This is a genomic window from Kitasatospora sp. DSM 101779, assembly GCF_025655475.1.
Classification (GTDB): Bacteria; Actinomycetota; Actinomycetes; order Streptomycetales; family Streptomycetaceae; genus Kitasatospora.
Genome location: NZ_JAHTIK010000001.1, coordinates 4,077,543 through 4,102,921, shown reverse-complemented (window position 1 = coordinate 4,102,921; position 25,379 = coordinate 4,077,543). Strand labels below are relative to the sequence as shown.

Here is a 25,379-nt window from a genome sequence, read left to right as displayed (position 1 = left end):
CCAGGCCGCGGGCCCAGCCGGCCACGGCCTGCGCGGCGGCGTCGGCGACGACCAGGGCCGGGCGGGCCAGTTCGAGGCGGGCGAGCAGCACGTCGGGGCCGGCGGACGGGTCGAGGACGGCGGCGCGCAGACCGAGCCGGTGCGCGGCGAGCATCAGCGCGAGGGCGCGCGGGCCGGGCCGGACGGCGACGCCCAGGGTGTCCCCGGCGACCAGCCCGTGGCCGTGGTGCAGCGCGGCCGCGTACCGGTCGGAGAGGTCGGCGATCTCGCCGCAGCGGGCCCGTACCCGGACGGATCCGCTGCGGGTGCAGCCGAGGACGGCCGGGCGGTCGGCGCCCTCGCGCAGCACCCGGCTGAGGTGGTCGAGCACGTCCGGCTCCTTCATCGGGGGTCGACGGAGCGGCCGCCGCTGCCGCGCTCCAGGTACCAGCGGGCGGTGCCGAGCACCCCGTAGGCGCGGATCCGGCGGGTGGAGTTCTGCACCACCATGTCGCGCCGCTGCACGATCGCGGTGGTGTGCCGGCGGACGCGGTTGATGAAGGTGCGGTCGGTCGGCGAGGGGCGGCGCGGCATCCCGCCGACCGCCTCGTACAGGGCCGCGGTGATCGCCATGTTGTTGCCCGCGTGCATCCGGTAGGGCACCAGGTAGCCGTGCCTGCGGTGGTGCGCGGGGCGGATCCGGCCGAAGAACGCACCGGTCGCCACCAGGGCCCGGAACACCCGGCGGCCGACCGGGCCGTGCTCGTCGCGGCGGGCGGTGATGTGGCCGCAGACCAGGCCGCGGGAGGCGACCATCCCGGCGCGGGCGGCGGCCGTCCAGCCGGGCTCCGGGAGACAGTCGGCGTCGGTCCGGGCGAGCAGGTCGGCGCCGTGCGCGATGGCATGCCGGAAGCCGGTGTCGACGGCGCAGCCGACGCCCTTCTCGGGCTCCACCAGCACGTGCACCGGGAAGGGCGCGCCGGCGGCGAACTCCTCGACCACGGCGACCGTCCGGTCGTCGGAGGCGTTGTCCACCACCAGCAGCGTGAAGTCGGTGTCCCGCTGCGCCGCCAGGGCGCGCAGGGTGCCGCCGATCCGGGCCTCCTCGCGGTACGCGGGGACGACCACCCAGAGTGCGGTCACGGCACCTCCCAGACCATCGTCATCAGGCTGACGCCCCCGCCGAGCCCGACCATCATCACCTTGTCGCCGGAGGCGAGTTCGCCGTGGATCCGGTCGAGCTGCACGCCGAGGGTGGCGCTGGCGACGTTGCCGAGCTCCGGCACGGTGAGCACCAGCTTCTCGGCCGGCACGCCGGTGAGTTCGACGAAGCGCTCCAGGTAGGGCAGCGTCACCTGGTGCACCAGCACCCGCGTGTACGCGTCCCAAGCGAGGCCGGTGCGGGCCACGACCCGGGTCAGGATGTCGCCGCCGATCTTCTCGAAGACGCCGCGCAACTCCTTGCCGCCGCCGCGGAAGTAGCTGTACTCGTCGCCCCGGGGGTGGCGCGAGCCGCCGCCCGGTATGCCGCCGACCGCCCAGTGCTCGGAGGCAGTCTCGGTCTCCACGTCGAGGATGCCGCCGCGTTCGACCGGCTCGACGACCACCGCCGCACCCGCGTCGCCGAAGGTGTAGCCCGCGAAGCCGTCCCGGAAGTCGGCGAGGCCGGACGGATCGCGGCGCATCGCCCGGCTCGGCGTCTCGCCGGTGACCACCAGCGCGCGGCGGGCCCGTCCGGCGAGGATCATCGCGCGGGCCACGTCGATGCCGTTGATGAAGCTGTTGCAGGCGTTGGCGACGTCGAACGCGTGCGCCCGGGACCCGAGTTCGGCCTGCACCAGGTGCGCGGTGGCCGGCTCGCAGACGTCCCGCGTGGCGGAGGCGTACACCAGCAGGTCGATGTCGAGCGGGTGGTGGCCGGCGCTGTCGAGGGCGCGGCGCGCGGCGGCCAGTGCCAGCGTGGAGGCGTATTCGTCGTCGGCGGCGAAGCGCCGGGTCGCGATGCCGGTGGCCTTCTCGAACATCCGCTCGGGGAGCCGGAGTCCGCTGCCGGCCACCACCTCGTCCTGGAGCTGTTGCGACGTCAGCACCCGGGCGGGCAGACCGGCACCCACCGCGGTGATGCCCACGCTTGCGAATCGAAGGTCCATGCCAGCCATGCTGCCGGGGCACGGACGTCCGCGGCCTGAGTACCCGTACTCAGGACCGGCCGGCGATCACCCCCAACATCCCTGCTGGGGCGCGACCGTGACATCCGTCATGCGGATCCCGGTGCGGCCGACACTGCCGGTCGACCCCCCGTCCACGGGATTCTCGAGGCATCGGGAAACAGGGCACCACCGACAACGGGGAGCGAACATCATGGCCATCACCACCACCGCGGCGATCGAGCAGACCGAGCAGACCAAGCAGACCGCGGACACCGCGCGGGCCGGCCGGAACGAGGCCACCGCCACCAAGCTCGCGGCGCTCAGGCCGCTCGCGGTCGACGTGGCCGTCCCGCTCGGCGTCTACTTCGCCGCGCACAGCGCCCTCGGCCTCGGCCTGGTGCCCTCGCTGGCACTCTCCAGCGCCGTCCCGGCCGTGCGGACCGTCGCCGGACTGCTCCGCGAGCGCACCCTCAACGGGCTCGCCCTGCTCATGCTGGTGGTCAACGCCGCCGGCATCGCGCTCTCCGCGATCAGCGGCGACCCGCGGCTGATGCTCGCCAAGGACGGCGCGATCAGCAGCATCATCGGCATCTCGATCATCGTCTCGGCGTTCGGCCGCCGCCCGCTGATGACCGCCGGCCTGAAGCCCTTCATCGTCAAGGGCATCGCCGCCCGGGATGCCGCCTGGGACCGGCTGGCCGCCGGGTCGGCCGCCGGGTCGGCCGCCTTCCGCCGCCAGGAGCGCACCTTCTCGCTCGTCTGGGGCACCGTCCTGGTCGCCGAGTGCATCGCCCGGATCGTCGGCGCCTACACCCTGCCGGTGGAGACCATGGCCTGGCTCGGCACCGTCTTCCTGGTCGCCGCGATCGGCGTCGGCGTCCTCGCCGGCAACGTGGTCGCCGAGCGGATCGCCAAGCAGGTCATCGCCGACGCCGAGTGACCCGGGCACCGCACCGAGCACCTGCACCGAGCACCCGACCGCCAGCCGCCGCACCACAACCACGGGGACCGACCGCCATGCGCGCCAAGGGCATCAACTACGACACCGGCTTCACCCCCGACGGGGAGTCCTCCCGGCCGCACTTCGACGAGGCCGAGGTCCGCGCCGAGATGCGCACCATCGCCGAGGAGCTGCACTGTACGGCCGTCCGGATCACCGGCGGCGACCCGGAGCGGATCGCCCTCGCCGCCGAGCACGCCGCCGCGCACGGCCTGGAGGTCTGGTTCGCGCCCTTCCCCTGCGGCCTGGACCTGCAGGCGGTGCGGCCCGTCCTGCTGGACTGCGCCCGCCGCGCCGAGCGACTGCGGGCCGCCGGCGCCGAGGTCGTCCTCGTCCTCGGCTGCGAACTCACCCTCTTCGCCGACGGGCTGCTGCCCGGCACCGACCTCGGCGAGCGGATCGCCGCCCTCTTCCGCCCCGAGACCTGGCGGACCGTGCCGGCCGTGACCGCCCGCCTCGACGCCTTCCTCGCCGACACCGCCGCCGCCTGCCGTGCCGAGTTCGGCGGCCGGATCACCTACGCCTCCGGCGTCTGGGAGCGGATCGACTGGACGCCCTTCGACCTGGTCGCCGTCGACGCCTACCGAGACGCCCACAACGCCGCCCGCTACCGCGACGAGCTGCGCGCCCACTCCGCCCACGGCAAGCCGGTCGCCGTCACCGAGTTCGGCTGCTGCACCTACGCCGGTGCCGGCGACCGCGGCGGCATCGGCTGGGACGTCATCGACCGCACCGTGCAGCCGCCCGCGGTGCGCGGCGGCCTCGTCCGCGACGAGCAGGAGCAGGTGCGGTACCTGCAGGAGCTGCTGCCGGTCTTCGAGCAGGAGGGCGTGGACGCCGCCTTCTGGTTCACCTGGGCCGGCTACCGCGCCCCGCACCGCCCGGACGACCCGGCCCACGACCTCGACCTCGGCTCCTACGGCGCGGTCGCCCTGGAGGACGGCGCCCGCCGCCCCAAGGCGGTCTTCACCGCCCTCGCCGAGGCCTACCGGGCCTGACCCCGACACCGCGCCCGGCCTCGGACACCGGCCCCTGGGCACCCGCCCAGGACAACCGGCCCCGGACACGCCGCAGCCCGCCCCGCCGCACACCGCGGCCGGGCGGGCTGCGGCCGTGCTCAGTGCTCCGCGCCCTCCTGGACGGGGATCGCGTGGCTCACCGCGCGCTCGGCGGCCACCGGCCCGGCCGGACCCTGCTGCTGGCCCATCGCGGCGAGCAACTGCCGGGCCAGGCCGAGGCCCGTGCCGCCCATGGTGAGCGCCTTGGCCATCATCTCGCCCATGCCCTCGGCGCCGTTCAGCAGCACCATGTGCTCGACGTTGCCGAAGGCCTCCGCGCCGGCCCTGACGATCTCCGGCCAGTTCTCCGCCAACTGCTGCGCGACGACAGCCTCCTGGTTCTCCGCCAGGGCCGACGCGCGCGCCTTGATCGCCTCCGCCTCGGCCAGACCGAGCGCACGGGCCGCCTCGGCCGCCGCCAGGCCCTTCGCCTCCGCGGCCGCCGCCTCGGCCTGGCCGGTCGCCCGGGTGGCCTCGGCCGAGGCCAGGCCACGGGCCTTGGTGGCCTCCGCCTCCGCGGTGGCGGCGATCTTCACCCGGTTCGCCTCGGCCGCCGCCTTCAGCTCGGTCTCCCGGGCCAGCGCCTCGGCCGCCGAGATCCGGGCGTCGCGGTCGGCCTGCGCCTTCGTCCGGGTCTCGTACGCCCGGGCGTCGGCCGGCTTGCGGACGTCCGCCTGCAGCTGCTGCTCCTTGCGGTCCGCCTCCAGTTCGGCGACCTTGGTCTCCTGGACGACGACCTCCTGCCGGGCCGCGGCCTGCGCCAGCGGACCGGCCTGGAACGCCCGGGCCTGCGCCGTCTCCAGCTCGGCCTGGTAACCGGCCTGCTGGATGCCCGAGTTGCGGGTGGCCTCGGCCTTGCGGGCGAACGCCTCCTGCTCGGCCTCGGTGGCCCGGCGGTCCGCCTCGGCGGCGGCGATCCGGGCGTCCCGCTGCACCGCGGCGGCGTGCGGGGCGGCCAGGTTGGTGATGTAGCCGGTCGGGTCGAGGATCTCCTGGATCTGCAGCGAGTCGATGATCAGACCGAGCTTCTCCATCTCGCTGCCGGACGCGGCCCGGGTCTCCCCGGTCATCCGCTCGCGGTCCCGGATCATGTCCTCGACCGTCAACCCGCCGACGATGGACCGCAGATGACCCGCGAAGACGTTGTGGACCCGGTGGCCCATCATCTTCTGCTGGTCGAGGAAGCGGCGGGCGGCGTTGGCGATCGACACCGGGTCGTCGCCGACCTTGAAGATCACCACGCCCTTGACGTGCACCGGGATGCCCTGCGACGTCACGCACTCGACGTCCAGCTCGGCCTCGTTGAGGTCCAGCGAGAGCCGGCGCACCACCTGGACACCGGGTAGCACCAGCGTGCCGCGCCCGGTGACGATACGGAACCCGAGCCCGTCCGCGACTCCTTCGGAACGGTGCCGGGATCCGGAGATGATCAGTGCCTCGTTCGGCTCGGCGACCCGCCACATGAGCTTGAAGAGCACGACCAGGACGACGATGGAGGCCGCAACGGCCCCCGCGATGCCGATCAACATCGGCTGATTCCCCCTTCAGGGCACGCCGGTGTCCCGTGGCTGCGCTCTGGTGTGCAGGAAGGCGCGGTAACCGGCGGCAGCAGGAGATTCTGCGCCTGTGATGATCGCCGGGGAAGGGCTCGGCGGCCGCGATTCACCCAGGAGTGCGTCAAGATTCCGTCAAAGGACCGCCGCGACGTACACCGTGCGCGGCGGCTGGTACTCCACGACCACCACCGGGGTGCCCACCGCCAACTCCTCACCCGGCACCGCCGGGTGCGCCAGGAAGGCCTCCGTCCCGCGCCGTTCGGGGACAAACACCATCACCTCCCCCACCAGTCCCGGCCCGACCCGCCCGGTCACCCGCCCTGTGCCGCCCACCATGCCGGCCAGTCTGCCGCGCCCGTCCACTGGCCGGAACCCGTCTGGACCTGCCCCGATGCTGCCGCTACGGTGTTGACGTCTTGTTGCAGGCATCCGCCTGTGACCAACGGGAGCTCGGAGCACCGGGCTGAGAGGGCGCTGAAGGATCCGTGGTACACGGACCGACCGCTGCGCCGACCGCAGGAACCTGACCGGGTAATGCCGGCGTAGGGAGTAGAGGGTCCGATGACCATCTTTGAAGCACAGCCGCAGTCTGCCTCCGGCCGGGGCGTGAGCAGCGCGTCCACCGGCTACCCGACCCCGGCCTGGCGCAAGGCCCACCGCGAGGGCAGCCGGCCCGACCTCCGGGTGCCGTACCGCGAGGTCCTCCTCACCAACGGCCGCACCGTCCCGCTGTACGACACCTCCGGCCCGTACACCGATCCGTCCTACGAGCCCGACGTGCGGCGCGGCCTGCCCGCCCTGCGCGACCCCTGGATCCGCCAGCGCGGCGACGTCGAGGAGTACGACGGCCGCGAGGCCCGCCCCGAGGACGACGGCATCAAGCACACCGCGCCGCGCGGCGGGAACCTCCGCAACCTGGACGCGGTCTTCCCCGGCCGCCCGCGGCGCCCGCTGCGCGGCCGGGCCGGCGCGGCCGTCACCCAGCTCGCCTACGCCAAGCAGGGCGTGATCACGCCCGAGATGGAGTTCGTGGCCCTGCGCGAGGGGCTCGCGCCGGAGTTCGTCCGCGACGAGGTCGCCCGCGGCCGGGCCGTCATCCCGGTCAACGTGAACCACCCGGAGGTCGAGCCGGCGATCATCGGCACCAACTTCCTGGTGAAGATCAACGCCAACATCGGCAACTCCGCCGTCACCTCCTCGATCGAGGAGGAGGTCGAGAAGATGACCTGGGCGACCCGCTGGGGCGCCGACACCGTCATGGACCTCTCGACCGGCCGCAACATCCACACCACCCGCGAGTGGATCCTGCGCAACTCGCCCGTCCCGATCGGCACCGTGCCGCTCTACCAGGCGCTGGAGAAGGTCGACGGCCGGGCCGAGGACCTCAGCTGGGAGGTCTACCGCGACACGATCATCGAGCAGTGCGAGCAGGGCGTCGACTACATGACCGTCCACGCCGGCGTGCTGCTGCGGTACGTGCCGCTGACCGCCCGCCGCAAGACCGGCATCGTCTCCCGCGGCGGCTCGATCATGGCCGCCTGGTGCCTGGCGCACCACCAGGAGAACTTCCTCTACACCAACTTCGAGGAGCTCTGCGACATCCTCGCCGCGTACGACGTCACCTTCTCGCTCGGTGACGGCCTGCGCCCGGGGTCGATCGCGGACGCCAACGACGAGGCCCAGTTCGCGGAGCTGCAGACGCTCGGCGAGCTCGGCCGGATCGCCCGCGAGCGCAACGTCCAGGTGATGATCGAGGGCCCGGGCCACGTCCCGATGCACAAGATCAAGGAGAACATGGACCTCCAGAAGGAGATCTGCGACGAGGCGCCCTTCTACACGCTGGGCCCGCTCACCACGGACGTCGCCCCCGGCTACGACCACATCACCTCGGGCATCGGCGCCGCGATGATCGCCTGGTGGGGCACCGCCATGCTCTGCTACGTCACGCCCAAGGAGCACCTGGGCCTGCCCAACCGGGACGACGTGAAGACCGGCGTCATCACCTACAAGATCGCCGCCCACGCCGCCGACCTCGCCAAGGGCCACCCCGGCGCCCAGGCCTGGGACGACGCGCTCTCCGACGCCCGCTTCGAGTTCCGCTGGGAGGACCAGTTCAACCTGGCCCTCGACCCGGAGACCGCCCGCGAGTTCCACGACGAGACGCTGCCCGCCGAGCCGGCCAAGACCGCGCACTTCTGCTCCATGTGCGGTCCGAAGTTCTGCTCGATGAAGATCAGTCGAACCATCACAGAGAAGTACGGCAACGGTGCCCCTGAGCCCGAGTACGACGCGGAGGCCGTGGAGGGCATGAAGGCAAAGTCGGAGGAGTTCGCGGCCCAGGGCAACCGGGTCTACCTGCCGCTGGCCGACTGACGGCGGACCGCTGACCGCGCTGTCCTGGGGAGGCGGAGGGGGCTTCCCAGGGCAGCGCTTCGGCTCAGCGCGAGGGGTCACATGGGCGTGACGGCGAGGAGGTCGGTGGCGCGGTCCGCTGTGAGCACGCCGAGGAGGTAGCCGTCCTCGTCGACGACGGGCCAGACCGTCAGGCGCTTGATCCGCATCGCGATCGTGGCCAGGGCCAAGCCCATGGTCGGCCACGTGAACGGTCCGCGCTGGTGCGCGGTGGTGCTGATCGCGGTTCGCTCGGTGTACCAGGAGCGGGTCAGGAAGGGGTGGAGTCCGGTGCGGGTGACCAGTCCTTCGCACCGGCCGTTGTGGTCGCGGACGAGCAGGTACTCCACGTGGGCGCTGTGGAAGATGTCGTTGGCCTGGTCGACGGTGCTGTCATCGGCTATCTGGTATTCGCAGGGATCCATGGCGTCGGCGACCGTGAGGCCGTGGCCGAGCCGTGCCGACTGCGGAGGGTGAGCGGTCACGGTGTCCACCGTTCCCGTCTCCGGCCGCCCGTTCGGGGCCGCCGGGCCGTCATTCACCCAGAACGAAGCCGGAACGGGTACCGGAATGCGGGATGCCCTGGATGTCTTCGAGGCTACTCCTGTGGCGGGCGGCCCGGGGAAGACCGCTGCGGAGTACCGTGGGAGGCAACCGAGGACATTCCGCATACCGGCATCAGCGCCGGCGTCGCCCTGGGTCATGATTGGTCCCTCGTGGACCGGACGGGCGGCCCCTCGTGATGCCGATCCCTCTCCCCGTACCTTCCTCTTCCGAGCCGTGGTCGGTGCCCGGAGCCCCGCTGCTGCCGCGCCTGCTGCTGGAACCGACCATGACGCGGGAGGGCGTCTTCGACGGGGCTTGGTGGCCCCGCTCGCACCACGTCCTCGCCGAGCTGCCGGACCTGATCACCGCGCTCGGCGCCCATTTCGGACGCATCGTCCGGGTCGGCCTCGACACCTCGGCCTGGGACCGTGTGCCCCAGTCCGTCCTGGTGAACGGTGTGATGGTCAGAATTAACTGGTTCGCCGGCAGCGACGCGACGATCAGTGTCACGCGGGGGTTCCAGGACCACTTCCTGCTGCTGGTCGTACCACCCGGCACCGCCCCGGAGACGGCAGCCTCGGCGATGGCCGGAGCCTCATCGACCGGTAACCACACCCCGGCAGCAGAACTCCTGCTCGGCTGACCGACGTCCGTCATCGCGCCCGGCCCGATTCACGGCTGGAGCCGTCCTCGATGGAGATCGGCAGAAGCATCAATGAGAAGTCCGGCATCGGCGAGGCCGCGCCGGAGCACGACGAGGCGGCTGTTGAGGACAGGAAGGCGCGTTTCATGGAGCTTTATCGAGGCCGGTAACCTGGCCCTGACCTAGGCTCCTCGCGGGTTGTCGATTTGGCGCCCAAGTTTGGGCTTTACTTCTGTCACAACTCGCTTCACCTATGCCAACATCGCTGGTCAGCACAGCATGACGAGAGCCCCGACTTCCATTGCGATACGCGTCGGAAGCCGGGGCCCTTTGTTGTGCTGCTTGAGCTACCGGACGGCGGGGCCTTGTCCGGACCGCCAGTCGTTGATCCGCTTCCGGATGCTGGGAACCATGGGCAGGTCATCCACGTCCTCTGGGCTGAACCACGCCACCTCGAACGACTCGTCGGACGCACGCAGCGTTCCACCGGTGGGCTGCGCAAGCAGACAGATGGAGAACTCCTGGCGGACTTCGCCGTCGTCGTACGCGAAGACGTGGCCAGGGTTGGTGTAGGTGCCCACGATGCCGGTGATCTCGACGTTAATACCGGTCTCTTCGTAGGTCTCCCGGATGCCGCAATCTGCGAGAGACTCGCCCAGCTCCATCTTTCCGCCGGGCAGTGCCCACATGCCGTTGTCCGTCCGCCGCTGGAGCAAGATGCGGCCGGCCTCGTCCACTACGACCACGGAAGCCGCGGGAACCAGGCTGTTGGGCTCGGGTGCGTTCGGGTCGTCTTCGTAGTCACGCCTGGCCACTCTGAGCCACCTCCCAGATGTTCCGTCCACGGCTCCACAGCTCTTCGACGTGGTCGGCGAACCGGTCGAACATACCGTCGGCCTGGGTACGCCGCAGATGCATCATCGGCGAGTCGTGGCCGACTCTGCGGGCGAGGATTGGTGTCACGATCATCTCGTCATCGAAGCGGAAGACGGACAGGTTCACGTGACCGGTCTCGAAGCGGCCCTCGATGTTGCCGACCTCGCGGAGCCGATCCAACTCGCTTATGGTCACCGCGATACGGGTGGAGAGAGTGAGCGGAACGCCCTCCTCAGCTTCGCGCGCCCTGGTGGTGGGGCTGTCGGGATCGCCGATCAAGAATCTGACCCGGCACCCGGTCTGCGCCTTGCGGCGCAGTGCTCCGGCGAGGTTGGCCTGCTCAAGCCACAGGAAGTAGTTGGTGTAACCCGCGAAGGTCAGCTCGTGCTGTGCCTTGGTGATGAGCGAACGCCAGAGCGAAGCCGGTGCGGCCGACCGGTACGGGAAGACCTGGACGACCTCCCGGTCGGGTCCGGTCTTGAGTGCTGAGCGGACGGCAGTGGGCCACAAGGCGGCTTCCTCCTCACCTAACGCCTCGCAGGCTGCCCATCGGTGCCGGGCGTGGGGGATGCGGCTGGGGTCGGCGATCCATCGGCTGACGGTCTTGCCGTCGACGCCGCATGCCTCTGCGAGCTGTACTTCGGTCATCTTGGCACTCGCCAATGCGCGGCGAAGACCGTGGTTCATAGTTCGCCTCCGCGGTCCATGAGGGACGGGACGAACCATAACGGCGAGGCGTCCCAAACGTCCTGGAAACGCGGTGGGAACGGCCTGATGTGCAGCCCAGTATCGGAGTGTGATCGAGAGTCAGCTCAATGTGAGCATGCGCTCGCTGGACGATCACGCTTACCGACAGCTGGAGGGGGTTGGCCGTGCTGATCAGTCCGACAAACACGGCGTCGTTCCCGGTACCGCACGAGTGGAACGTTGAACCGGACTTCTCCGCCGTTCCCGCGGCCCGCCGCTCGATCCTGGAGATTGCCCGCTTCTGGAAGATCCCGCTGTCGGACGACGCTTTGCGCGATGTTGAGCTGTGCGCGAGCGAGGTGCTCGCTAACGCCATCGAGCACACCGGTCAGCGCTGCCGGGTCAAGGTCCGCTGGACGGGTGAGCGGCTGCGGGTCGAGGTCGCGGATGCGAGTCTCCGTTTGCCCGACTCTGGCGCGGCACCCGACCCGATCACGGGCGGTCGGGGCCTGTTGCTGGTCGAGAATCTCGCCCACTCCTGGGGCTGGTACCCGCAAGGGGCGGGGAAGGTCGTCTGGTTCGAGTGCGCCGCCGACCAACAGGTGGCACGAGACAGCCGCCTCGCGCTCCTCGTACAGGTTGCTCACGCCCAGGCCGCCGATCACCTGACGCGCTCGGCCTGAACCTCCAAGACTCCGCCCGAACCGGCAGGACCGCCGGAAGGGCGGACGGTGCCGGCCAACCCCATTCCACCGAGCGATGGCCGACACCACCTGCGTTCCCACCTTCATCGAAAGGGGCACCGCAATGACCAGCATCCACCAACTCGCGCTCACCAAGGGTGAGGCGAGCGAAGTCCGGGCGCTGCTCGACGGGCTCAGCACCGATCCGGAGCTGACCGAGCAGTACGCCCTGCTGGACCGAGCGCACGTCTTGTCACACGATCTGCCGTCCCGGGTCCGTCGTACGTTCTACGACTTCAAGCGGTACGAGAAGGACTCGGTCCTGTACGTCACCGGCAGCCCTGTGCTGGCCGACGGCCCCGGGCCGACCCCGACCACCTACGTCGAGGAACAGCCGGGCTTCAGGCTCAACGACGCCCAGATCCTCCACGCCCTGTACGGCTCGCTGCTGGGTGAAGCGATCGGCTACACCTCCCAGCGTGGCGGTTCGTGCTTCAACTCGATCGTGCCGATTCCGGACCTGGCGGAGATCCCCAACTCCAGCTCCGGCAGCGCGCACGACTTCGGGTTCCATATCGAGGACGCCTTCCACCCCACCCGGCCTGACTTCCTCGGCCTGGCCTGCATGCGCAACGACGAAAAGGCCGGCACCACGGTCTCCAGCATCGACGGTGTCGCCGAGGTCCTGAACGCTGACGAGATCGAGTTCCTCTTCGAGCCGCGGTTCAAGATCGGGCACAACCCGATCCACTACACCACGGGGGTGGTGATCGAGGAACGGCAGCCCGTGTTCTTCGGCCGCAAGGACCGGCCCTACGTGCGGGTGAACTTCGCGGCCCTCGACTGGTCGGCGCTCATGGGCTGGGAGCGGGCGGTGCTGACCAAGCTGCTCGCCCACTTCGAGACGCGCAAGGTCACGCTGACGCTGGGCAGCGGCGACTACGTCTACGTCAACAACTACACGACCGCGCACGCCAGGGACGCGTACCAGCCGTTGCCGCCCGGCGAGTCCCGGTGGCTCTCGCGGCTGTGCTTCGCGAGTGACCTGCGGCAGTCCAGCGCGCGGCGCGAGAGCGTGACGAGCCGGGCGATTTCGGCCTGATCCTCGCCTCGACACGGGCGGCGGCCTGCTTCGATCGGCTGAGGCGGGCCGCCTGCCCACGACCCTAGGAGGAGCCTTGGCACACAGGGACTTTGTCCACCACGCCGACGGCGAAGAACTGAGCTGTACCGCCTACACTCCGGCATGCAACGAGAGGCCCGAGCGTGTGGTGATCATGCACGGGGCAGGAACCGGCAGCAAGCAGCGGAACCTTCCGCTCGCACAAGACTTCGCGAAGGCCGGGTTCCACTCTCTGGCCTTCGACTTCTCCGGCCACGGCCAGAGCACCGGAAGATTGGAATTGCTGAGCCTGGAGCGCCGGTTCCTGCAAGCCCGCAGCGTCATCGAGGAATTCGTGCCTGACGGGCCGGTGACGCTGGTCGGGTTCAGCATGAGCGGCCAGACCATCGCCGACCTGGTCGAGCACCTGGGCGAGCGCGTCACCACCATCGTTCTCGGAGCGCCGGCCGCGTACGGGGCCGAGGCGTGGAAGGTCCCGTTCGGCTCCGGCTTCACCGAGCTCATCCGCGCGCCCCACAGTTGGCGGGAAAGCCCGGTCTTCGACACCTACGCGCGGTACACGGGTCGCGCCGTGCTGATCGTTCCCGACCAGGATTCGGTGATTCCGCCCGGGGTCACCTTCCGCATCGAAGCCGCGCTTCGCAAGCGGGCGACCTTCGACCGGCTCATGTTCCCCGACTCGCAACACACGCTGGGGCTCTGGCTCGCCGAGCACCCGGACGACCGACGGCGGGTCGTCGAGCTCTGCACTCCGTAGCGCCGCCTGGGCCCAGCACGGCCCGTAGAACTCCATAGCAGCCGGACCACCCTTGACCTTGGCGGGAGCGGGGTGGTCCGGCTCGGGCTTCTGTTCAGACAACCCTGATGCCGATGGTATCGGGGCCTTCGACATGCCTTGGAACGGGTTTATGACGGGAGGTCATCGATGGTGGGAGAGGTGCGCACGACTGGCGGTCAAGAACGGGCAGGCGGGGGACCACTCCGGCCGGGCTCCCCGACAGCTGCCGAGAGTAGGGGCGGGCGGGTTCGGTCAAGCCCGCACGTACGGGCCTGCACTTGGCCATCGGTGGCGAGCGGTGCGGGCTTGACGGGTTCCGTCCGCCCCGGATCATCGAGCAGCGGGGAGCCCGGACGAACGGCGAGCAACCATCGGCCTGGACCTGCCCCGGCAGGGCCGGACAGCTTGTCCGGCTTCTCCTGGACCCTGTTGACCGCCAGGTGTTCTGTTGCGCCGCCAGCGGGGCCGCCCAAAGCGGGGCGCTAGACAGGAGCGACGGGCGGCGACGCGGCGGCGCGCGGCCCGCCTCTGTCGGGCCGCCCTTGATCCAGTAATGAAACTTTGAACACGCCTTCCCCCGACCCTCCCGTTGACCTTGATCCGGGCCGTCTGCTGCTGGCCATGCGCCTGCTGCTTCTTGTTGTCCTGATGGTCTGTCGGCGGCCTGGTCGCCGCTCTGTCCTTCACTGTTCACCCACCGATCGCTCGGGGACTCGGCTTCAACTGCTCGACCTGGCCAAGCCCTTACCGCTCGCTGGTCGCTGGCTGGACTCGACCGAGCTTGGTCACGAACTGGTAACGCTTCGGGGCTCGATGTCTGAATCGGCACTCCGGCCGGACTTAGGGCGGATGGAGAGGCTTTTACACCGGCCCGCACCAGGTGCGCGCCACACCAAAGGGGACTCGGCCGACATGTCACACGGATGCGCTCGCGGACACCTGTATGAGTGATCCCCAAGTGGAGGGCTGTGGCCTAGCGCAAGGTCGGCTCGATGCGTCGGGCCCTGCCGGCCGGACGGTGGGTCCACGCGGGTCACTGAAAGAAGTTGGGCCGACCGGTCACACCAGCCGATTTCCCGCCATCTATGGAGGTTGCCTGCTGGGCCAGATGGACGGAATGGGAGGAATAGGGGCATGTCGGATATGAGGGAAGGGTTGGCGGATTCTGTCCACAGGCTGTGCAGGGCGTACTGGTCGGCAGGGGCCTCTACCCGGAATTCCCGGCCGAACCAAATCGTGAATCGGGGTGCACTGTGAGTTGCATGTGCGATGGATTCCGCGGAGCGGGATCGGGAGGAACGCTTCTCCCGCCTTGCGGGATCTGGCCGACCCGAGTGTGCGTTCGCGCTGCCGTCGGCGGCATGGTGAACCTTGATGGCCGCTGGCCTGCGGGCCTGGCTCACCTTGATGGCTTGATCACGGATCGGTCACGACAGCTTGATGGGAGGGGTTATCGAAACGTTGTAGACCGAGGTGGATTCATCAAGGAATCCGTCAAGGTGTGCGGGGTTGAGTGTCGTAGTCAACCGGCCGCGGGTCCTTCTCGCCACCTGGGTCCGGCCTGGTTGGCGGCGGGTCGCCCGAACTCACCGCCTCTGCCGGCGTTCTCACCACTCGGCTAGTCGGCCGGGCGGCAGGGCGCGGAACTAACCGGTTTTCTCACCGGCGCCCGTTGCGGATTTGTTGCCGACAGTGCGGGGGCTTGGGGAGAAAAGTGGTGAGTTTTGCAGGGTTTAGTGCAGGCGAGCGAAGCAACTTCGACATGCGGGGGAAGGAATCTGATGCACGGCGATATCAGCCGTCTCATGGAAATGCTGGCTCGGATCGGCGGTCAGGTGGCCGACCTCAACGACGAAATGGCCCGGCTCAGCGAGAGGTTTGCTCGAATTGCGCCAGCTGCCTCCGAAACTGCTCCTGCTGTTCCTGGAGCTGCTGAACCTGGGTGGCAAGTCCGGTGACCAGATCAGTGATCTTGGCGAGGTCGGCGGCGGATACCTCGATGGTTTCGCCGCCCGCCTTGGCCTGCTCGGCGGCGGCTTCCGGCCGGGGTGTGGCGCGCACGAACGTGCCGACACCTTGGACGGCGTAGACGAGGTTCTCTTCGCGCAGGACGCGGACCGCGCTGCGGGCGGTCATGTTGGCGATGTTGAACCGCTTCTCGATCTCCGAGAGGGCGGGCAACTTGTCGCCGGCCTTCAGGCGGCCTTCGGCGATGTCCTGGCGTAGGGCGTCGGCGGCCTTTTGGTAGGGCGCGCGCTCCTCGTCGCTTCTCCGGTTCATGCCGCCAGGGTAGCCCCCGCTAGCACACCCAAGCCTTGTGGCGCCTGAAATTTCCCGCTGCTCGGCACAATCACACTCGCCACACTGCTAGGTCTGCTTGACAGTGATCGCCCGGACCGTGCTGCAACACACCTAGCACCGCTTAGCGGTCTAGCGGGGTTCGGTGTCCTCCGGCCCCTCCACCTCCCACCTGGAGTCCTCATGGCCCGTATCACCATCCGCCCCGACCTGTCCGGCACGACCCACATGGTGGCCGTGCCGCCGGTGCCGAAGTTCGCCGACGCCGCTACCGGGCAGGTCGCCACCGACCGGGAGACCGGCGTGAACCTCTACACGGTCCAGCTCCTGGAGACGTTCGAGGCGACCGCTCAGCTGATCAAGGTGACCGTGCCGGAGACCGGTCTCGACGCCGGTCTCGTGCCCGGTGTGATCGTGCGCCCGGTCGGCCTGACCGCCACCCCGTGGGCGAACCTCTTCAACGGTCAGGTTCAGTCCGGTGTCGCCTACCGCGCTGCGGCCCTGGTCCCGGCCGTCCCCGCCGTTGCGGCCTCCGCGCCGAAGGCCAAGGCGTCCACCGCTGAGCCCGTCGCCGCGTCGTGACCGCCCGCCCCGCCCGTGTCGTCGGGCCCGTGGACTCCTCGTCTGCGGGCCCGGCCCCGGCCCCGGCGATCTATCCGCTGCCCGGGCCGGATGACGACCCCCGCTTCTCCCGAGGCCTGGTCCTCGACCTCGCGGCCGTCCTCACCGAACACGGCTACCCGCCGATCACCTCCGGCGTGGACCTCCTGAACCTGCAGCAAGCCCTCTTCGGCTTCCTCTACACCCTGGACGTGACCTGATGAACCTCTCCACCCCGGTCCCCGACTCGGGGCCGCTGACCTCCTGGCCGTGGCTGCCGTACGCGGCCGGTGCGCTCGCCCTGGCCCGTCGTGAGGCCGCGAATGCGCTGGTTTCGGGCTGCCCAGAAGAAGTTCCCGGCTCGCGGCAACCCTTTGCGGAGCCTGTGACCACAAGGAAGTGGATCCGGCCAGTTCCGGTGTCCCGATCCGCCTCCCCTCGTGCACAGTTCGCAAGGAGAACGTCTACCCATGAGCAACCTCCCGAACGGCGGGCGCCGCGGGCGCCACCGCCGTCGTTTGAGCGCCACCGCTCTGGCGCTCGGTGTGTCCCTCACCGTCGGGTCGTACTTCGTGTTCGTACACGAGGACTCCCAGGCCGCGACGGTCGACGGCGGTGCCTACTACAGGCTGGTTTCGGTACGCAGCGGCAAGGCGTTGGACGTCAACGCCTTCTCCACCGCCGACGGCACGCGGATCCAGCAGTGGACCGACCAGAACACCGCCAACCAGCAGTGGAGTCTGAAGTCCACCGGGGACGGCTACTACGAGCTGGTGAACCGCAACAGCGGCAAGGTGCTGGGCATAGCGGGCGACTCGACCAGCCAGGCGGCTGCCGCCGAGCAGCAGACGTATCGCTCCTCAGCGTCCCAGCAGTGGCGGATCGACGGTGTGAGCGGTTCCGACGCCGTCACCTTCACCTCCCGCAAGAGCGGTCAGGTCCTGGACGTCACGGGCAACTCCACGGACCAGGGCGCGCAGATCATCCAGTGGCCCGGGTGGGGTGGTGCCAACCAGCAGTGGAAGCTGGTGAAGGTGGCTGACAGCGGCGGTGCGCAGACCGGGTCCGGATCGTACGTGTGGCGGAACGCCCCGGTGGCGGGCGGCGGTTACGTCACCGGCCTGGTCTTCAACCAGAAGGAGAAGGGCCTGCTGTACGCGCGCACCGACATGGGTGGCGCGTACCGCTGGGACACCGGCGCCGAGCAGTGGATACCGCTCACCGACTGGGTCGGTCAGAAGGACTGGAACCTGCTGGGCATCGAGTCGCTGGCCACCGACCCGGTCGACCCGGACCGGCTCTACCTCGCGGCCGGCACCTACACCAACGACTGGGCCGGCAACGGCGCGATCCTGCGCTCCACCGACCGCGGCCGCACCTTCCAGCGCACCGAACTGCCGTTCAAGCTGGGCGGCAACGAGGACGGCCGCGGGGCGGGCGAGCGCCTGGTGATCGACCCCGCGAACCACGACACCCTGCTGCTGGGCACCCGCAAGAACGGCCTGTGGCGCAGCACCGACCACGGCCAGACCTGGAACCAGGTCTCCTCGTTCCCGGTCAAGAACGGCGCGAGCTTCGGCACCGGCATCTCCTTCGTGACCTACGGCCCGGCCGGCAGCAACACGATCTACGTCGGCGTCGCCGACCGGTCCACCAACCTGTACCGCTCCACCGACGGCGGCAACACCTGGCAGGCCGTCTCCGGGCAGCCCACCGGCCAGGTGCCGCAGCACGGCGTGCTCTCCGGTGACGGCTCGCTGTACCTGACGTACAGCAACGCCCCCGGGCCCAACGGCGTGACGGCGGGTTCGGTGTGGAAGTACAACACCTCCGGCGGGGCGTGGAAGAACATCTCGCCGTCCCAGGGCGGCTACGGGTTCGCCGGTCTGGCCGTCGACCCGCAGAAGCCGTCCACGGTGATGGTCACCACGCTGGACCGCTGGTGGCCGCAGGACGAGGTCTACCGCAGCACCGACGGCGGTGCGAGCTGGAAGACCCAGTCCGACAGGTCCGTGCGGGACGCCTCCATCGCCCCGTACCTCGGCACCGGGATCGGGCACTGGATGACCGCGCTGAGCATCGACCCGTTCGACTCCGGGCACGTGATGTACGGCACCGGCAACGGCATCTGGGCCAGCAAGGACGCCAACGCGACCGACAACGGCGGCACCAGCCACTGGTTCATCGGAGCCCGCGGGCTGGAGGAGACGGCGTACTACGACGCGGTCTCCCCGCCCGGGGCCGCCGCCCTCATCACCTCGCTGGGCGACCAGGGCGGCTTCGTGTACGACGACCTGACGAAGGAGCCCACCGGGCGGCTGACCAACCCGGAGATCTACAACAGCACTTCCGTCGACTACGCCCAGTCCACCCCCTCGCTGGTGGTCCGGGTCGGCCGGGGCGGCAAGCAGGACGGCGCCCTCTCCACCGACGGCGGCCATACCTGGAACGGCTTCAAGGGCGAGCCGGTGCCCAGCGCGGACAGCGGCCGCATCGCGATCGCGGCGGACGGCTCCAGCTTCGTCTGGACCGAGGCCGGCCAGGCCCCGTACCGCTCCACCGACCGGGGCGCGAGCTGGTCGAAGGTCAACGGCCTCGGCAACGATGCCGTGGTCGTCGCCGACCGGTCCTCGGCCAACACCTTCTACTCGCTGAACAACGGCACGCTCTACGCCAGCACCGACGGCGGCGCGAACTTCACCGCCCGCGCCGGCAACCTGCCGGGCGGCAAGCTCAGCGCCGTCCCCGGCGTCGCGGGCGACCTGTGGCACGCCGGCGACGGCACGGGTCTGCTGCACTCCACCGACGGCGGCCGCAGCTTCACCAAGCTGTCCTCGGTGGAGTCCGCCTCCGCCGTCGGCTTCGGCAAGGCCGCACCGGGCACCTCGTACCAGGCGCTGTACCTGATCGGCACCGTCAAGGGCGTCGCCGGCGTCTTCCGCTCCACCGACCAGGGCGCCAGCTGGGTCCGGATCAACGACGACGCCCACCAGTGGGGCAACTTCGCCGGCCAGCGCATCGTCACCGGTGACCCCGACACCTACGGCCGCGTGTACATCGGCACCAACGGTCGCGGTCTCCAGTACGGCGACCCCTCCTGATCCCGACCCCCTGAGCGGGGCCGCAGGCCGAACAGCCTGCGGCCCCGCCGCGTCTGACGGAACACCAAGGACGACACCCATCGCGCCGACGCCGGGAACGCCGCGGGCGCCCTCGCGGTCAGGGGCTTAGCCCCGACGGGATGAGGGCCGTGCCGATCTCGGGCTCGACGAAATAGTTCTCCCGATCACGGCAACCTTTGTGCGCGTGGAGGCAACTGGCAGGTAACCGTGGCCAACACCAAGGCCCACTGCGCCAGAGGGACAAGTCGTTGCCAGATCAGAACCGCTCTCATCGCCGCCGGCGGCCAACCCGCCGCCTGATCGCCGCCGCCGTGGCGCTCGCCGCCGCGGGTGCAGCCGTACCGCTGGTCGCCCAGGCCGCGTTCACCTCGGACGCCGGGACGCCGACCGTGCTCGCCGACGCAGCGGCCGTCAGCGGCCGCTACTTCGGCACGGCAGTGCCGACGGGCAGGCTCGGCGACTCGACGTACTCCACCATTCTCGACCGGGAATTCAAGATGATCACCCCGGAGAACGAGATGAAGTGGGACGCCATCGAGCCATCCCGCGGGTCGTTCAACTTCGCCGCCGCCGACTCGATCGTCAGCCACGCCTCCGCGCACGGCCAGCGCATGCGCGGCCACACCCTGGTCTGGCACTCCCAACTGCCCAACTGGGTCTCCTCCATCAACGACGCCAACACCCTGCGCGGCGTGATGAACAACCACATCACCCAGGAGATGACCCACTACAAGGGCAAGATCTACGCCTGGGACGTGGTCAACGAGGCTTTCGCCGACGGCGGCAGCGGCCAGCACCGCAGCTCGGTGTTCCAGAACGTGCTGGGCAACGGCTTCATCGAGGAGGCCTTCCGCACCGCCCGGAGCGTCGACTCCTCGGCCAAGCTCTGCTACAACGACTACAACATCGAGAACTGGACCGACGCCAAGACCCAGGGCGTCTACACCATGGTCAAGGACTTCAAGTCCCGCGGTGTGCCCATCGACTGCGTCGGCTTCCAGAGCCACTTCGGTGCCGGCGGCCCCCCGGCCAGCTTCCAGACCACGCTGTCCAACTTCGCCGCGCTCGGCGTGGACGTCCAGATCACCGAGCTCGACATCGCCCAGGCGTCCGCCGGGGCATACGACAACACCGTCAAGGACTGCCTCGCCGTCGCGCGCTGCACCGGCATCACGGTGTGGGGCATCCGCGACAGGGACTCCTGGCGCACCGGCGAGAACGCGCTGCTGTTCGACAACAACGGCAACAAGAAGCCGGCCTACAACACCGTACTCACCACTCTGGGCAGCGCCGGCGGCGGTAAGCCGGGCGGCGGCATCAACTCCGGCACCGTCTACACGCTCTCCGCGGTGGGTGCCGCCGGACGTGTTCTCGACCAGCCCGCAGGGCAGAACGGCAACGGCACCCCGCTCCAGGTGTGGGACGCCAGCGGCGCCGCCAACCAGCAGTGGAAGGCCACCAAGAACGGCGACGGCTCCTACACCCTGACCAACGTCGCCAGCGGCCGGGTCCTGGACGAGCCGGGCGGCCAGACCGCCAACGGGACCAAGCTGCTGGTCTGGGACAACAACGGCGGCGCCAACCAGCGCTGGAAGGCCGCCCAGAACGGCGACGGCTCCTTCACCCTCATCAACGTCGCCAGCGGCCGGGCCCTGGAGACCCCCGGCAACCAGACCGCCAACGGCACCGCCGTCCAGATCTGGGACTCCTGGGGCGCCGCCAACCAGCACTGGACCTTCAGGTCGTCCGGGTCGCCCACCCCGGCTCCGACCCCGACCCCGACAACGCCCGCGCCGGGCGGCACGTGCGCCCTTCCGTCGAGCTACCGGTGGTCCTCCACGGGCGCGCTGGCGCAGCCGGCGAACGGGTGGGCGTCGGTGAAGGACTTCACGAACGTCGTGTACAAGGGCAAGCACCTGGTCTACGGCTCGAACGTGTCGGGCTCGTCGTACGGCTCGATGATGTTCAGCCCGTTCACGAACTGGTCGGACATGGCGTCGGCCGGGCAGAGCGGGATGGGCCAGGCCGCGGTGGCGCCCACGCTGTTCTACTTCGCGCCCAAGAACATCTGGGTGCTGGCCTACCAGTGGGGTCAGTGGCCGTTCATCTACCGCACCTCCAGCGACCCCACCAACCCCAACGGCTGGTCCGCGCCGCAGCCGCTGTTCACCGGCAGCATCCCCGGCTCCGGCACCGGCCCGATCGACCAGACCCTGATCGCCGACGGCCAGAACATGTACCTGTTCTTCGCCGGTGACAACGGCAGCATCTACCGGGCGAGCATGCCGATCGGGAACTTCCCGGGCAACTTCGGCTCCTCCTACACGACGGTCATGAGCGACACCACGAACAACCTGTTCGAAGCGCCGCAGGTCTACAAGGTCAAGGACCGGAACCAGTACCTCATGATCGTCGAAGCGCAGGGGGCGAACGGGCGCTACTTCCGCTCCTTCACCGCCACCAGCCTGAACGGCACGTGGACCCCGCAGGCCGCCAGCGAGAGCAACCCCTTCGCGGGCAAGGCCAACAGCGGTGCCACCTGGACCAACGACATCAGCCACGGCGACCTGGTCCGCAGCAACCCCGACCAGACCATGACCATCGACCCCTGCAACCTGCAGTTCCTCTACCAGGGCAAGTCCCCCACCGCGAGCGGCCCCTACGACCGACTGCCGTACCGGCCGGGCGTCCTCACCCTGCAGCACTGACCCGCCCCACCCACGGTGATCACCACCGGGTGCGCCATGCCGGCACGTGAACGAGCACGTCACGGCAGGGGCGGCTCCACCTGGTGACCGACACCCACCGCCCCGGGAACCCCAGCCGTGCGTCGGCTGGGGTTCCCCGCTTCCGTGGACTCTCATCGCGGGTAGGACCCGACTGCGACGACGCCACCGCGGACGCCCGCTTGCGGGTCGTGTCGGCTCCACCCTCGACACCGCTGTCCTGCTTCCGTACTGACGAGCGGATCGCGCCGACGTGGAGGCGGGAGACCCTCCGGCACCCGACCGGAACGGGCACGGATTGTCGGGTCGGGAGGGACCGCCCCTTCCTACGGTGGTGGTCGGAAGGGAAGGGGAGGGGAGTGCTGGAACGGCTGAACCAGGTCATGGCGTACATCGAGACGCACCTCGACCGGCGGATCGAGGCGGCCGAGCTGGCCCGCACCGCGCTGACGTCCGAGTACCACCTGCGGCGGATGTTCTCCGCGCTCGCCGGGATCCCGCTGTCGGAGTACATCCGTCGCCGGCGGCTCACCGTCGCGGGGGCCGAGGTGCTCGCGGGCGAGCGGACCCTGCTGGAGATCGCCGTACGCCACGGCTACGGATCGGCCGAGGCGTTCGCGCGGGCGTTCCGTGCGATGCACGGCGTCGGCCCCGGTGAGGCCAGGCGGACGGGTGCCGCCCTGCACTCGCAGCCCCGGATGTCCTTCCGACTCGTCGTCGAAGGGAGCAGCACCATGAAGTACCGGATCGTCGAGAAGGGCGAGTTCCGGGTCGTCGGCCGGACGGCCCGCGTCCCCCTGGTCCACGAGGGGGTGAACCCGCACATCGCCGAGATGATCCGGGGCATCCCCCCGGAGACCGTGCGGCGCATCACCGAGCTGTCGGACCAGGAGCCCGAGGGCATCGTCTCCGCGGTCGTGCACCTCTCCGACAGCCGGGAGGAGGGCGTCCTGCTGGACTACCACCACGCGGTGGTGACCGGCGCCGATGCTCCCGAGGACCTCGACGTCCTCACCGTCCCGGCCGGCACCTGGGCCGTCTTCGAGAACACCGGCCCCTTCCCGCAGGCCCTCCAGTACCTCTGGCGGGACATCTTCACCGAGTGGTTCCCCTCCAACCCGTATGCCAGCCGCCCGGGCCCGGAGATCCTCCGCACCCGGCCGACGGCCGACTGGTCCGAATCGACCAGTCAGCTGTGGATCCCGGTGGAGCGGACGACGTCCTGAGCGGCCGTCGGGCGGCCCGTCGGTGGCGGGCCGGGGCCGCCGTACGTCAGGTGCCCGCCGTGACGAGGTCGATCAGCAGGTCGACCCGGGTGCGATGGGCGCCGGGGCGGAGCCTGCTGCCCTCGGTGAGGGTGGCCAGGCCGTGCAGCGCGCTCCAGAAGAGTTCGGTGCAGGCCTCCGGGTCGGCGCCGCGGGCGGCGGCCAGGGGCGCGACCGCGCCGTGGAGCTCGCCGAAGGCGGCCTTCAGGGGGGCCGGGGTCGCCTCGGTGCCGAACTCGATGTCGGTCTCGCGGACGAACATCGCTGCGTAGACCGCAGGCCTGGCCCGGGCGAACTCCAGGTACCCGTAGGCGAGGGCCCGCAGCCCCGCGCGCGCGTCCGGGTGGTCGGCCCGGGCGCGGCGCAGGGCGGTGGCCAGTTCCTCGAAGCCCTCGACGGCCACGGCCGCGACGATTGCGTCTTTGCCCTTGAAGTGGCTGTAGAGCACCGGCTGGCTGTACTCGACCCGCTCGGAGAGGCGACGGGTGGTGACCGCGCCCCAGCCCTCCGCCTCGGCGAGTTCACGGGCCGCGGTGATGATGAGCCGGTGCCGTTCCGCCCGTTCGCGCTCCCGGCGCTGCTGTGCTGCCATAGGCCGATCCTAGCACTGCTAGACATCTGAGCGCCGCTAGGTCTAGCATCGATCTCAGATCTAGCACCGCTAGGACAATCCGTTGGGGGATCCATGACCAGGCGTCACATCACCACCGCACTGGCCGCGCTGACCGGCGCCACCGTCCTGTTCTTCGGGCTGAACTTCCTGCTCAACCCCGGTGGCGCGGCCCCCGGCTTCGGCATCGACCCCTGGCCGCAGGGCAACGCGGGCGGCTACTACGCGGTGAAGGGCTTCCGCGACCTCGCCGTGGCCTCGACCGTGTTTCTGCTGCTCGGGCTGGGCCAGCGCCGGGTGCTCGGCTGGGTGATCCTCATCGACGTGATCCTGCCGCTGGGCGACGCGTTCGCCGTCGTCACCCACGGCGGATCCGTCGCCACCGCGCTGGGCATCCACGTCTCGGCCTCCCTGGTCGTCCTGCTGGCCGCCGTCATGCTGCTGACCGAGAGCAGCACCCGCCCGGCCGCGAAGCCCGCCACCGAGTGACACCTGCCGCGAGAAGCACCGTGCGCCGGGTCCGGGCCCCCGAAGGCGGGGGATCCCCGGACCCGGCGCACGTGCCGGCGAGGGCCGCGCCCCGGTTCAGAGCCGGCCGTGGTCCTTCAGCACCCGGCGGGACTGGGCGAAGAGCATGCCGACGTTGACGGTGTTGCGGCAGACCACGACGGCGACGATGTCGTCGGCACTGTCCACCCGGAGGAAGAGGTGCGCCAGGTTGTCGCTGTTGACGAGGATCTCCTGGAAGTAGTGGCGGTCGCTCACCACGCCGCGCCGCTCCTTGAAGATGCCCTCGATCATCACCACGTTGCGGCCCTGGAAGAGGTCGAGGGTGGCGGCGGCCAGCATGTCGAGGACCTCCGGCGGGTGCGAGTCGACCGTCTCGACGGACAGCAGCATGCCGGTGGACATGTCGATGATCCCCGAGGCCAGGCACTCGGGTACCTCCGCGCGGAGGCCCTTGACCAGGGCGTTCACCCGGTCGGACATGCTCTGGAATCCCTGTGGTGTGCTCACGGTGCTCCTTCTGGTGGTCGAGTGGTGCGGTGGTGCTCCGGTCGGACGGCCCGTCAGGGCTGCGGTGCGGCCAGCAGGCGGTCCATCCGGTCGGCGGCGGCCTGCGACTCGGTGTGCAGACGGGCGATGTCCATCCCGGAGTCGCCGAGGACGGTCATCAGGCCCATCCGGCCGATCGGCTGGACGACCACGTAGCCGTGGCTGAACTGCGCGACCGTCCGGTGCAGCAGGCCCTTGCCGGTGGCCTGGCCGGCCCGGCGGGCGAGGCCGA

The 25,379-nt window shown here is 70.1% G+C and carries 24 protein-coding genes, 1 pseudogene and 1 riboswitch; of the genes and pseudogenes, 13 read left to right on the top strand and 12 right to left on the bottom strand.

The genetic code is table 11. From position 1 onward, the window contains the following. From KSNIM_RS18610 to KSNIM_RS18600, 3 genes are all read right to left on the bottom strand, one after another. Window positions 1-370: AMP-binding protein (locus tag KSNIM_RS18610; RefSeq protein WP_263104344.1), on the bottom strand; the 370-nt coding region annotated here is incomplete at its 3' end. A gap of 11 nt (window positions 371-381) precedes the next feature. Then, the gene (locus KSNIM_RS18605) at window positions 382-1,122 is read right to left on the bottom strand and encodes a glycosyltransferase family A protein (protein WP_263104343.1); all 741 of its coding nucleotides are present in this window, start codon (window positions 1,120-1,122) and stop codon (window positions 382-384) included. Further along, window positions 1,119-2,129 (bottom strand): 3-oxoacyl-ACP synthase III family protein, encoded by a 1,011-nt coding sequence (locus tag KSNIM_RS18600; RefSeq protein ID WP_263104342.1) that lies wholly within the window; start codon window positions 2,127-2,129, stop codon window positions 1,119-1,121. The genes KSNIM_RS18605 and KSNIM_RS18600 overlap by 4 nt, the downstream gene beginning before the upstream one ends. Before the next feature lie 211 nt (window positions 2,130-2,340). Here KSNIM_RS18600 and KSNIM_RS18595 point away from each other — a divergent pair, with 211 nt between their 5' ends. Together KSNIM_RS18595 and KSNIM_RS18590 are read left to right on the top strand one after the other, a co-directional pair. After that, window positions 2,341-3,069 carry a VC0807 family protein gene (locus KSNIM_RS18595; protein ID WP_263104341.1) on the top strand — a complete coding sequence of 243 codons (729 nt, stop codon included), beginning with the start codon at window positions 2,341-2,343 and terminating at the stop codon, window positions 3,067-3,069. Between the two features lie 77 nt (window positions 3,070-3,146). Continuing rightward, a complete protein-coding gene (locus tag KSNIM_RS18590) occupies window positions 3,147-4,127 on the top strand; it encodes a hypothetical protein (RefSeq protein WP_263104340.1) in 981 nt (326 codons plus the stop codon). Window positions 4,128-4,246: 119 nt separating this feature from the next. Here the strand turns inward: KSNIM_RS18590 and KSNIM_RS18585 are convergent, their stop codons facing one another. Together KSNIM_RS18585 and KSNIM_RS18580 are read right to left on the bottom strand one after the other, a co-directional pair. Beyond that, entirely contained in the window at window positions 4,247-5,716 is a 1,470-nt protein-coding gene (locus KSNIM_RS18585) for a flotillin family protein (RefSeq protein ID WP_263104339.1), read from the bottom strand. A gap of 159 nt (window positions 5,717-5,875) precedes the next feature. Beyond that, window positions 5,876-6,079, bottom strand: a complete 204-nt coding sequence (locus KSNIM_RS18580) for a hypothetical protein (RefSeq protein ID WP_263104338.1) — start codon at window positions 6,077-6,079, stop codon at window positions 5,876-5,878. Between the two features lie 96 nt (window positions 6,080-6,175). Beyond that, a riboswitch (TPP riboswitch) is annotated at window positions 6,176-6,310 on the top strand. On the opposite strand from KSNIM_RS18580, the gene thiC reads away from it, so the two are divergent. Beyond that, window positions 6,305-8,116, top strand: coding sequence for a phosphomethylpyrimidine synthase ThiC (gene thiC, locus KSNIM_RS18575; protein ID WP_263104337.1), 1,812 nt, complete (start codon window positions 6,305-6,307; stop codon window positions 8,114-8,116). (Overlaps the previous riboswitch by 6 nt.) A 77-nt stretch (window positions 8,117-8,193) precedes the next feature. On the opposite strand, the gene KSNIM_RS18570 is transcribed toward thiC, so the two are convergent. After that, window positions 8,194-8,619, bottom strand: a complete 426-nt coding sequence (locus tag KSNIM_RS18570; protein ID WP_263104336.1) for a CBS domain-containing protein — start codon at window positions 8,617-8,619, stop codon at window positions 8,194-8,196. 302 nt (window positions 8,620-8,921) lie between these two features. Between KSNIM_RS18570 and KSNIM_RS18565 the strand changes: the two genes are divergently transcribed. Next, window positions 8,922-9,323 (top strand): DUF5994 family protein, encoded by a 402-nt coding sequence (locus KSNIM_RS18565; protein ID WP_263104335.1) that lies wholly within the window; start codon window positions 8,922-8,924, stop codon window positions 9,321-9,323. 347 nt (window positions 9,324-9,670) lie between these two features. On the opposite strand, the gene KSNIM_RS18560 is transcribed toward KSNIM_RS18565, so the two are convergent. Both KSNIM_RS18560 and KSNIM_RS18555 read right to left on the bottom strand, forming a co-directional pair. Further along, on the bottom strand, window positions 9,671-10,138 hold the full coding sequence (locus KSNIM_RS18560) for an NUDIX hydrolase (RefSeq protein ID WP_263104334.1): 468 nt from the start codon (window positions 10,136-10,138) through the stop codon (window positions 9,671-9,673). Continuing rightward, the gene (locus tag KSNIM_RS18555) at window positions 10,125-10,847 is read right to left on the bottom strand and encodes a DUF5919 domain-containing protein (protein WP_317634032.1); all 723 of its coding nucleotides are present in this window, start codon (window positions 10,845-10,847) and stop codon (window positions 10,125-10,127) included. Before KSNIM_RS18555 ends, KSNIM_RS18560 begins: the two co-directional genes overlap by 14 nt. Before the next feature lie 224 nt (window positions 10,848-11,071). On the opposite strand from KSNIM_RS18555, the gene KSNIM_RS18550 reads away from it, so the two are divergent. The 3 genes from KSNIM_RS18550 (at window position 11,072) to KSNIM_RS18540 (ending at window position 13,449) form a co-directional block, all read left to right on the top strand. Beyond that, entirely contained in the window at window positions 11,072-11,569 is a 498-nt protein-coding gene (locus KSNIM_RS18550; protein WP_263104332.1) for an ATP-binding protein, read from the top strand. A gap of 124 nt (window positions 11,570-11,693) precedes the next feature. Further along, window positions 11,694-12,671 carry a TauD/TfdA family dioxygenase gene (locus KSNIM_RS18545; RefSeq protein WP_263104331.1) on the top strand — a complete coding sequence of 326 codons (978 nt, stop codon included), beginning with the start codon at window positions 11,694-11,696 and terminating at the stop codon, window positions 12,669-12,671. Between the two features lie 76 nt (window positions 12,672-12,747). After that, entirely contained in the window at window positions 12,748-13,449 is a 702-nt protein-coding gene (locus tag KSNIM_RS18540; protein WP_263104329.1) for an alpha/beta hydrolase, read from the top strand. Between the two features lie 1,887 nt (window positions 13,450-15,336). On the opposite strand, the gene KSNIM_RS18535 is transcribed toward KSNIM_RS18540, so the two are convergent. Beyond that, window positions 15,337-15,750, bottom strand: coding sequence for a winged helix-turn-helix domain-containing protein (locus tag KSNIM_RS18535; RefSeq protein ID WP_263104328.1), 414 nt, complete (start codon window positions 15,748-15,750; stop codon window positions 15,337-15,339). Window positions 15,751-15,951: 201 nt separating this feature from the next. Between KSNIM_RS18535 and KSNIM_RS18530 the strand changes: the two genes are divergently transcribed. From KSNIM_RS18530 to KSNIM_RS18510, 5 genes are all read left to right on the top strand, one after another. Continuing rightward, window positions 15,952-16,350, top strand: a complete 399-nt coding sequence (locus KSNIM_RS18530; RefSeq protein WP_263104327.1) for a hypothetical protein — start codon at window positions 15,952-15,954, stop codon at window positions 16,348-16,350. Between the two features lie 29 nt (window positions 16,351-16,379). After that, window positions 16,380-16,589 (top strand): hypothetical protein, encoded by a 210-nt coding sequence (locus KSNIM_RS18525; protein WP_263104326.1) that lies wholly within the window; start codon window positions 16,380-16,382, stop codon window positions 16,587-16,589. 249 nt (window positions 16,590-16,838) lie between these two features. Then, window positions 16,839-19,469, top strand: a complete 2,631-nt coding sequence (locus KSNIM_RS18520) for an RICIN domain-containing protein (RefSeq protein ID WP_263104324.1) — start codon at window positions 16,839-16,841, stop codon at window positions 19,467-19,469. Between the two features lie 317 nt (window positions 19,470-19,786). Continuing rightward, window positions 19,787-22,198 carry a non-reducing end alpha-L-arabinofuranosidase family hydrolase gene (locus KSNIM_RS18515; RefSeq protein WP_263108012.1) on the top strand — a complete coding sequence of 804 codons (2,412 nt, stop codon included), beginning with the start codon at window positions 19,787-19,789 and terminating at the stop codon, window positions 22,196-22,198. A 377-nt stretch (window positions 22,199-22,575) separates the two neighbouring features. After that, window positions 22,576-23,442, top strand: a complete 867-nt coding sequence (locus KSNIM_RS18510; RefSeq protein ID WP_263104322.1) for an AraC family transcriptional regulator — start codon at window positions 22,576-22,578, stop codon at window positions 23,440-23,442. 46 nt (window positions 23,443-23,488) lie between these two features. On the opposite strand, the gene KSNIM_RS18505 is transcribed toward KSNIM_RS18510, so the two are convergent. Then, complete coding sequence (locus KSNIM_RS18505) at window positions 23,489-24,073, bottom strand: TetR/AcrR family transcriptional regulator (RefSeq protein ID WP_263104321.1); 585 nt, start codon at window positions 24,071-24,073, stop codon at window positions 23,489-23,491. A gap of 93 nt (window positions 24,074-24,166) precedes the next feature. Between KSNIM_RS18505 and KSNIM_RS18500 the strand changes: the two genes are divergently transcribed. Continuing rightward, complete coding sequence (locus KSNIM_RS18500) at window positions 24,167-24,580, top strand: DUF4267 domain-containing protein (RefSeq protein ID WP_263104320.1); 414 nt, start codon at window positions 24,167-24,169, stop codon at window positions 24,578-24,580. A gap of 96 nt (window positions 24,581-24,676) precedes the next feature. Here the strand turns inward: KSNIM_RS18500 and KSNIM_RS18495 are convergent, their stop codons facing one another. Together KSNIM_RS18495 and KSNIM_RS18490 are read right to left on the bottom strand one after the other, a co-directional pair. Beyond that, on the bottom strand, window positions 24,677-25,081 hold the full coding sequence (locus KSNIM_RS18495) for a hypothetical protein (RefSeq protein WP_263108011.1): 405 nt from the start codon (window positions 25,079-25,081) through the stop codon (window positions 24,677-24,679). An 80-nt stretch (window positions 25,082-25,161) separates the two neighbouring features. Further along, a pseudogene (locus KSNIM_RS18490) lies at window positions 25,162-25,379 on the bottom strand (dynein regulation protein LC7); the annotation flags it as partial.

Bases quoted from the DNA above. Each gene is read 5' to 3' on its own strand.
- KSNIM_RS18580 (WP_263104338.1), bottom strand. From the start codon at position 6,079: ATGGTGGGCGGCACAGGGCGGGTGACCGGGCGGGTCGGGCCGGGACTG.
- KSNIM_RS18530 (WP_263104327.1), top strand. From the start codon at position 15,952: ATGGCCCGTATCACCATCCGCCCCGACCTGTCCGGCACGACCCACATG.
- KSNIM_RS18600 (WP_263104342.1), bottom strand. From the start codon at position 2,129: ATGGACCTTCGATTCGCAAGCGTGGGCATCACCGCGGTGGGTGCCGGT.
- KSNIM_RS18555 (WP_317634032.1), bottom strand. From the start codon at position 10,847: ATGACCGAAGTACAGCTCGCAGAGGCATGCGGCGTCGACGGCAAGACC.
- KSNIM_RS18595 (WP_263104341.1), top strand. From the start codon at position 2,341: ATGGCCATCACCACCACCGCGGCGATCGAGCAGACCGAGCAGACCAAG.
- KSNIM_RS18500 (WP_263104320.1), top strand. From the start codon at position 24,167: ATGACCAGGCGTCACATCACCACCGCACTGGCCGCGCTGACCGGCGCC.
- KSNIM_RS18520 (WP_263104324.1), top strand. From the start codon at position 16,839: ATGAGCAACCTCCCGAACGGCGGGCGCCGCGGGCGCCACCGCCGTCGT.
- KSNIM_RS18590 (WP_263104340.1), top strand. From the start codon at position 3,147: ATGCGCGCCAAGGGCATCAACTACGACACCGGCTTCACCCCCGACGGG.
- KSNIM_RS18495 (WP_263108011.1), bottom strand. From the start codon at position 25,081: ATGTCCGACCGGGTGAACGCCCTGGTCAAGGGCCTCCGCGCGGAGGTA.
- KSNIM_RS18505 (WP_263104321.1), bottom strand. From the start codon at position 24,073: ATGGCAGCACAGCAGCGCCGGGAGCGCGAACGGGCGGAACGGCACCGG.
- KSNIM_RS18545 (WP_263104331.1), top strand. From the start codon at position 11,694: ATGACCAGCATCCACCAACTCGCGCTCACCAAGGGTGAGGCGAGCGAA.
- thiC (WP_263104337.1), top strand. From the start codon at position 6,305: ATGACCATCTTTGAAGCACAGCCGCAGTCTGCCTCCGGCCGGGGCGTG.
- KSNIM_RS18535 (WP_263104328.1), bottom strand. From the start codon at position 15,750: ATGAACCGGAGAAGCGACGAGGAGCGCGCGCCCTACCAAAAGGCCGCC.
- KSNIM_RS18585 (WP_263104339.1), bottom strand. From the start codon at position 5,716: ATGTTGATCGGCATCGCGGGGGCCGTTGCGGCCTCCATCGTCGTCCTG.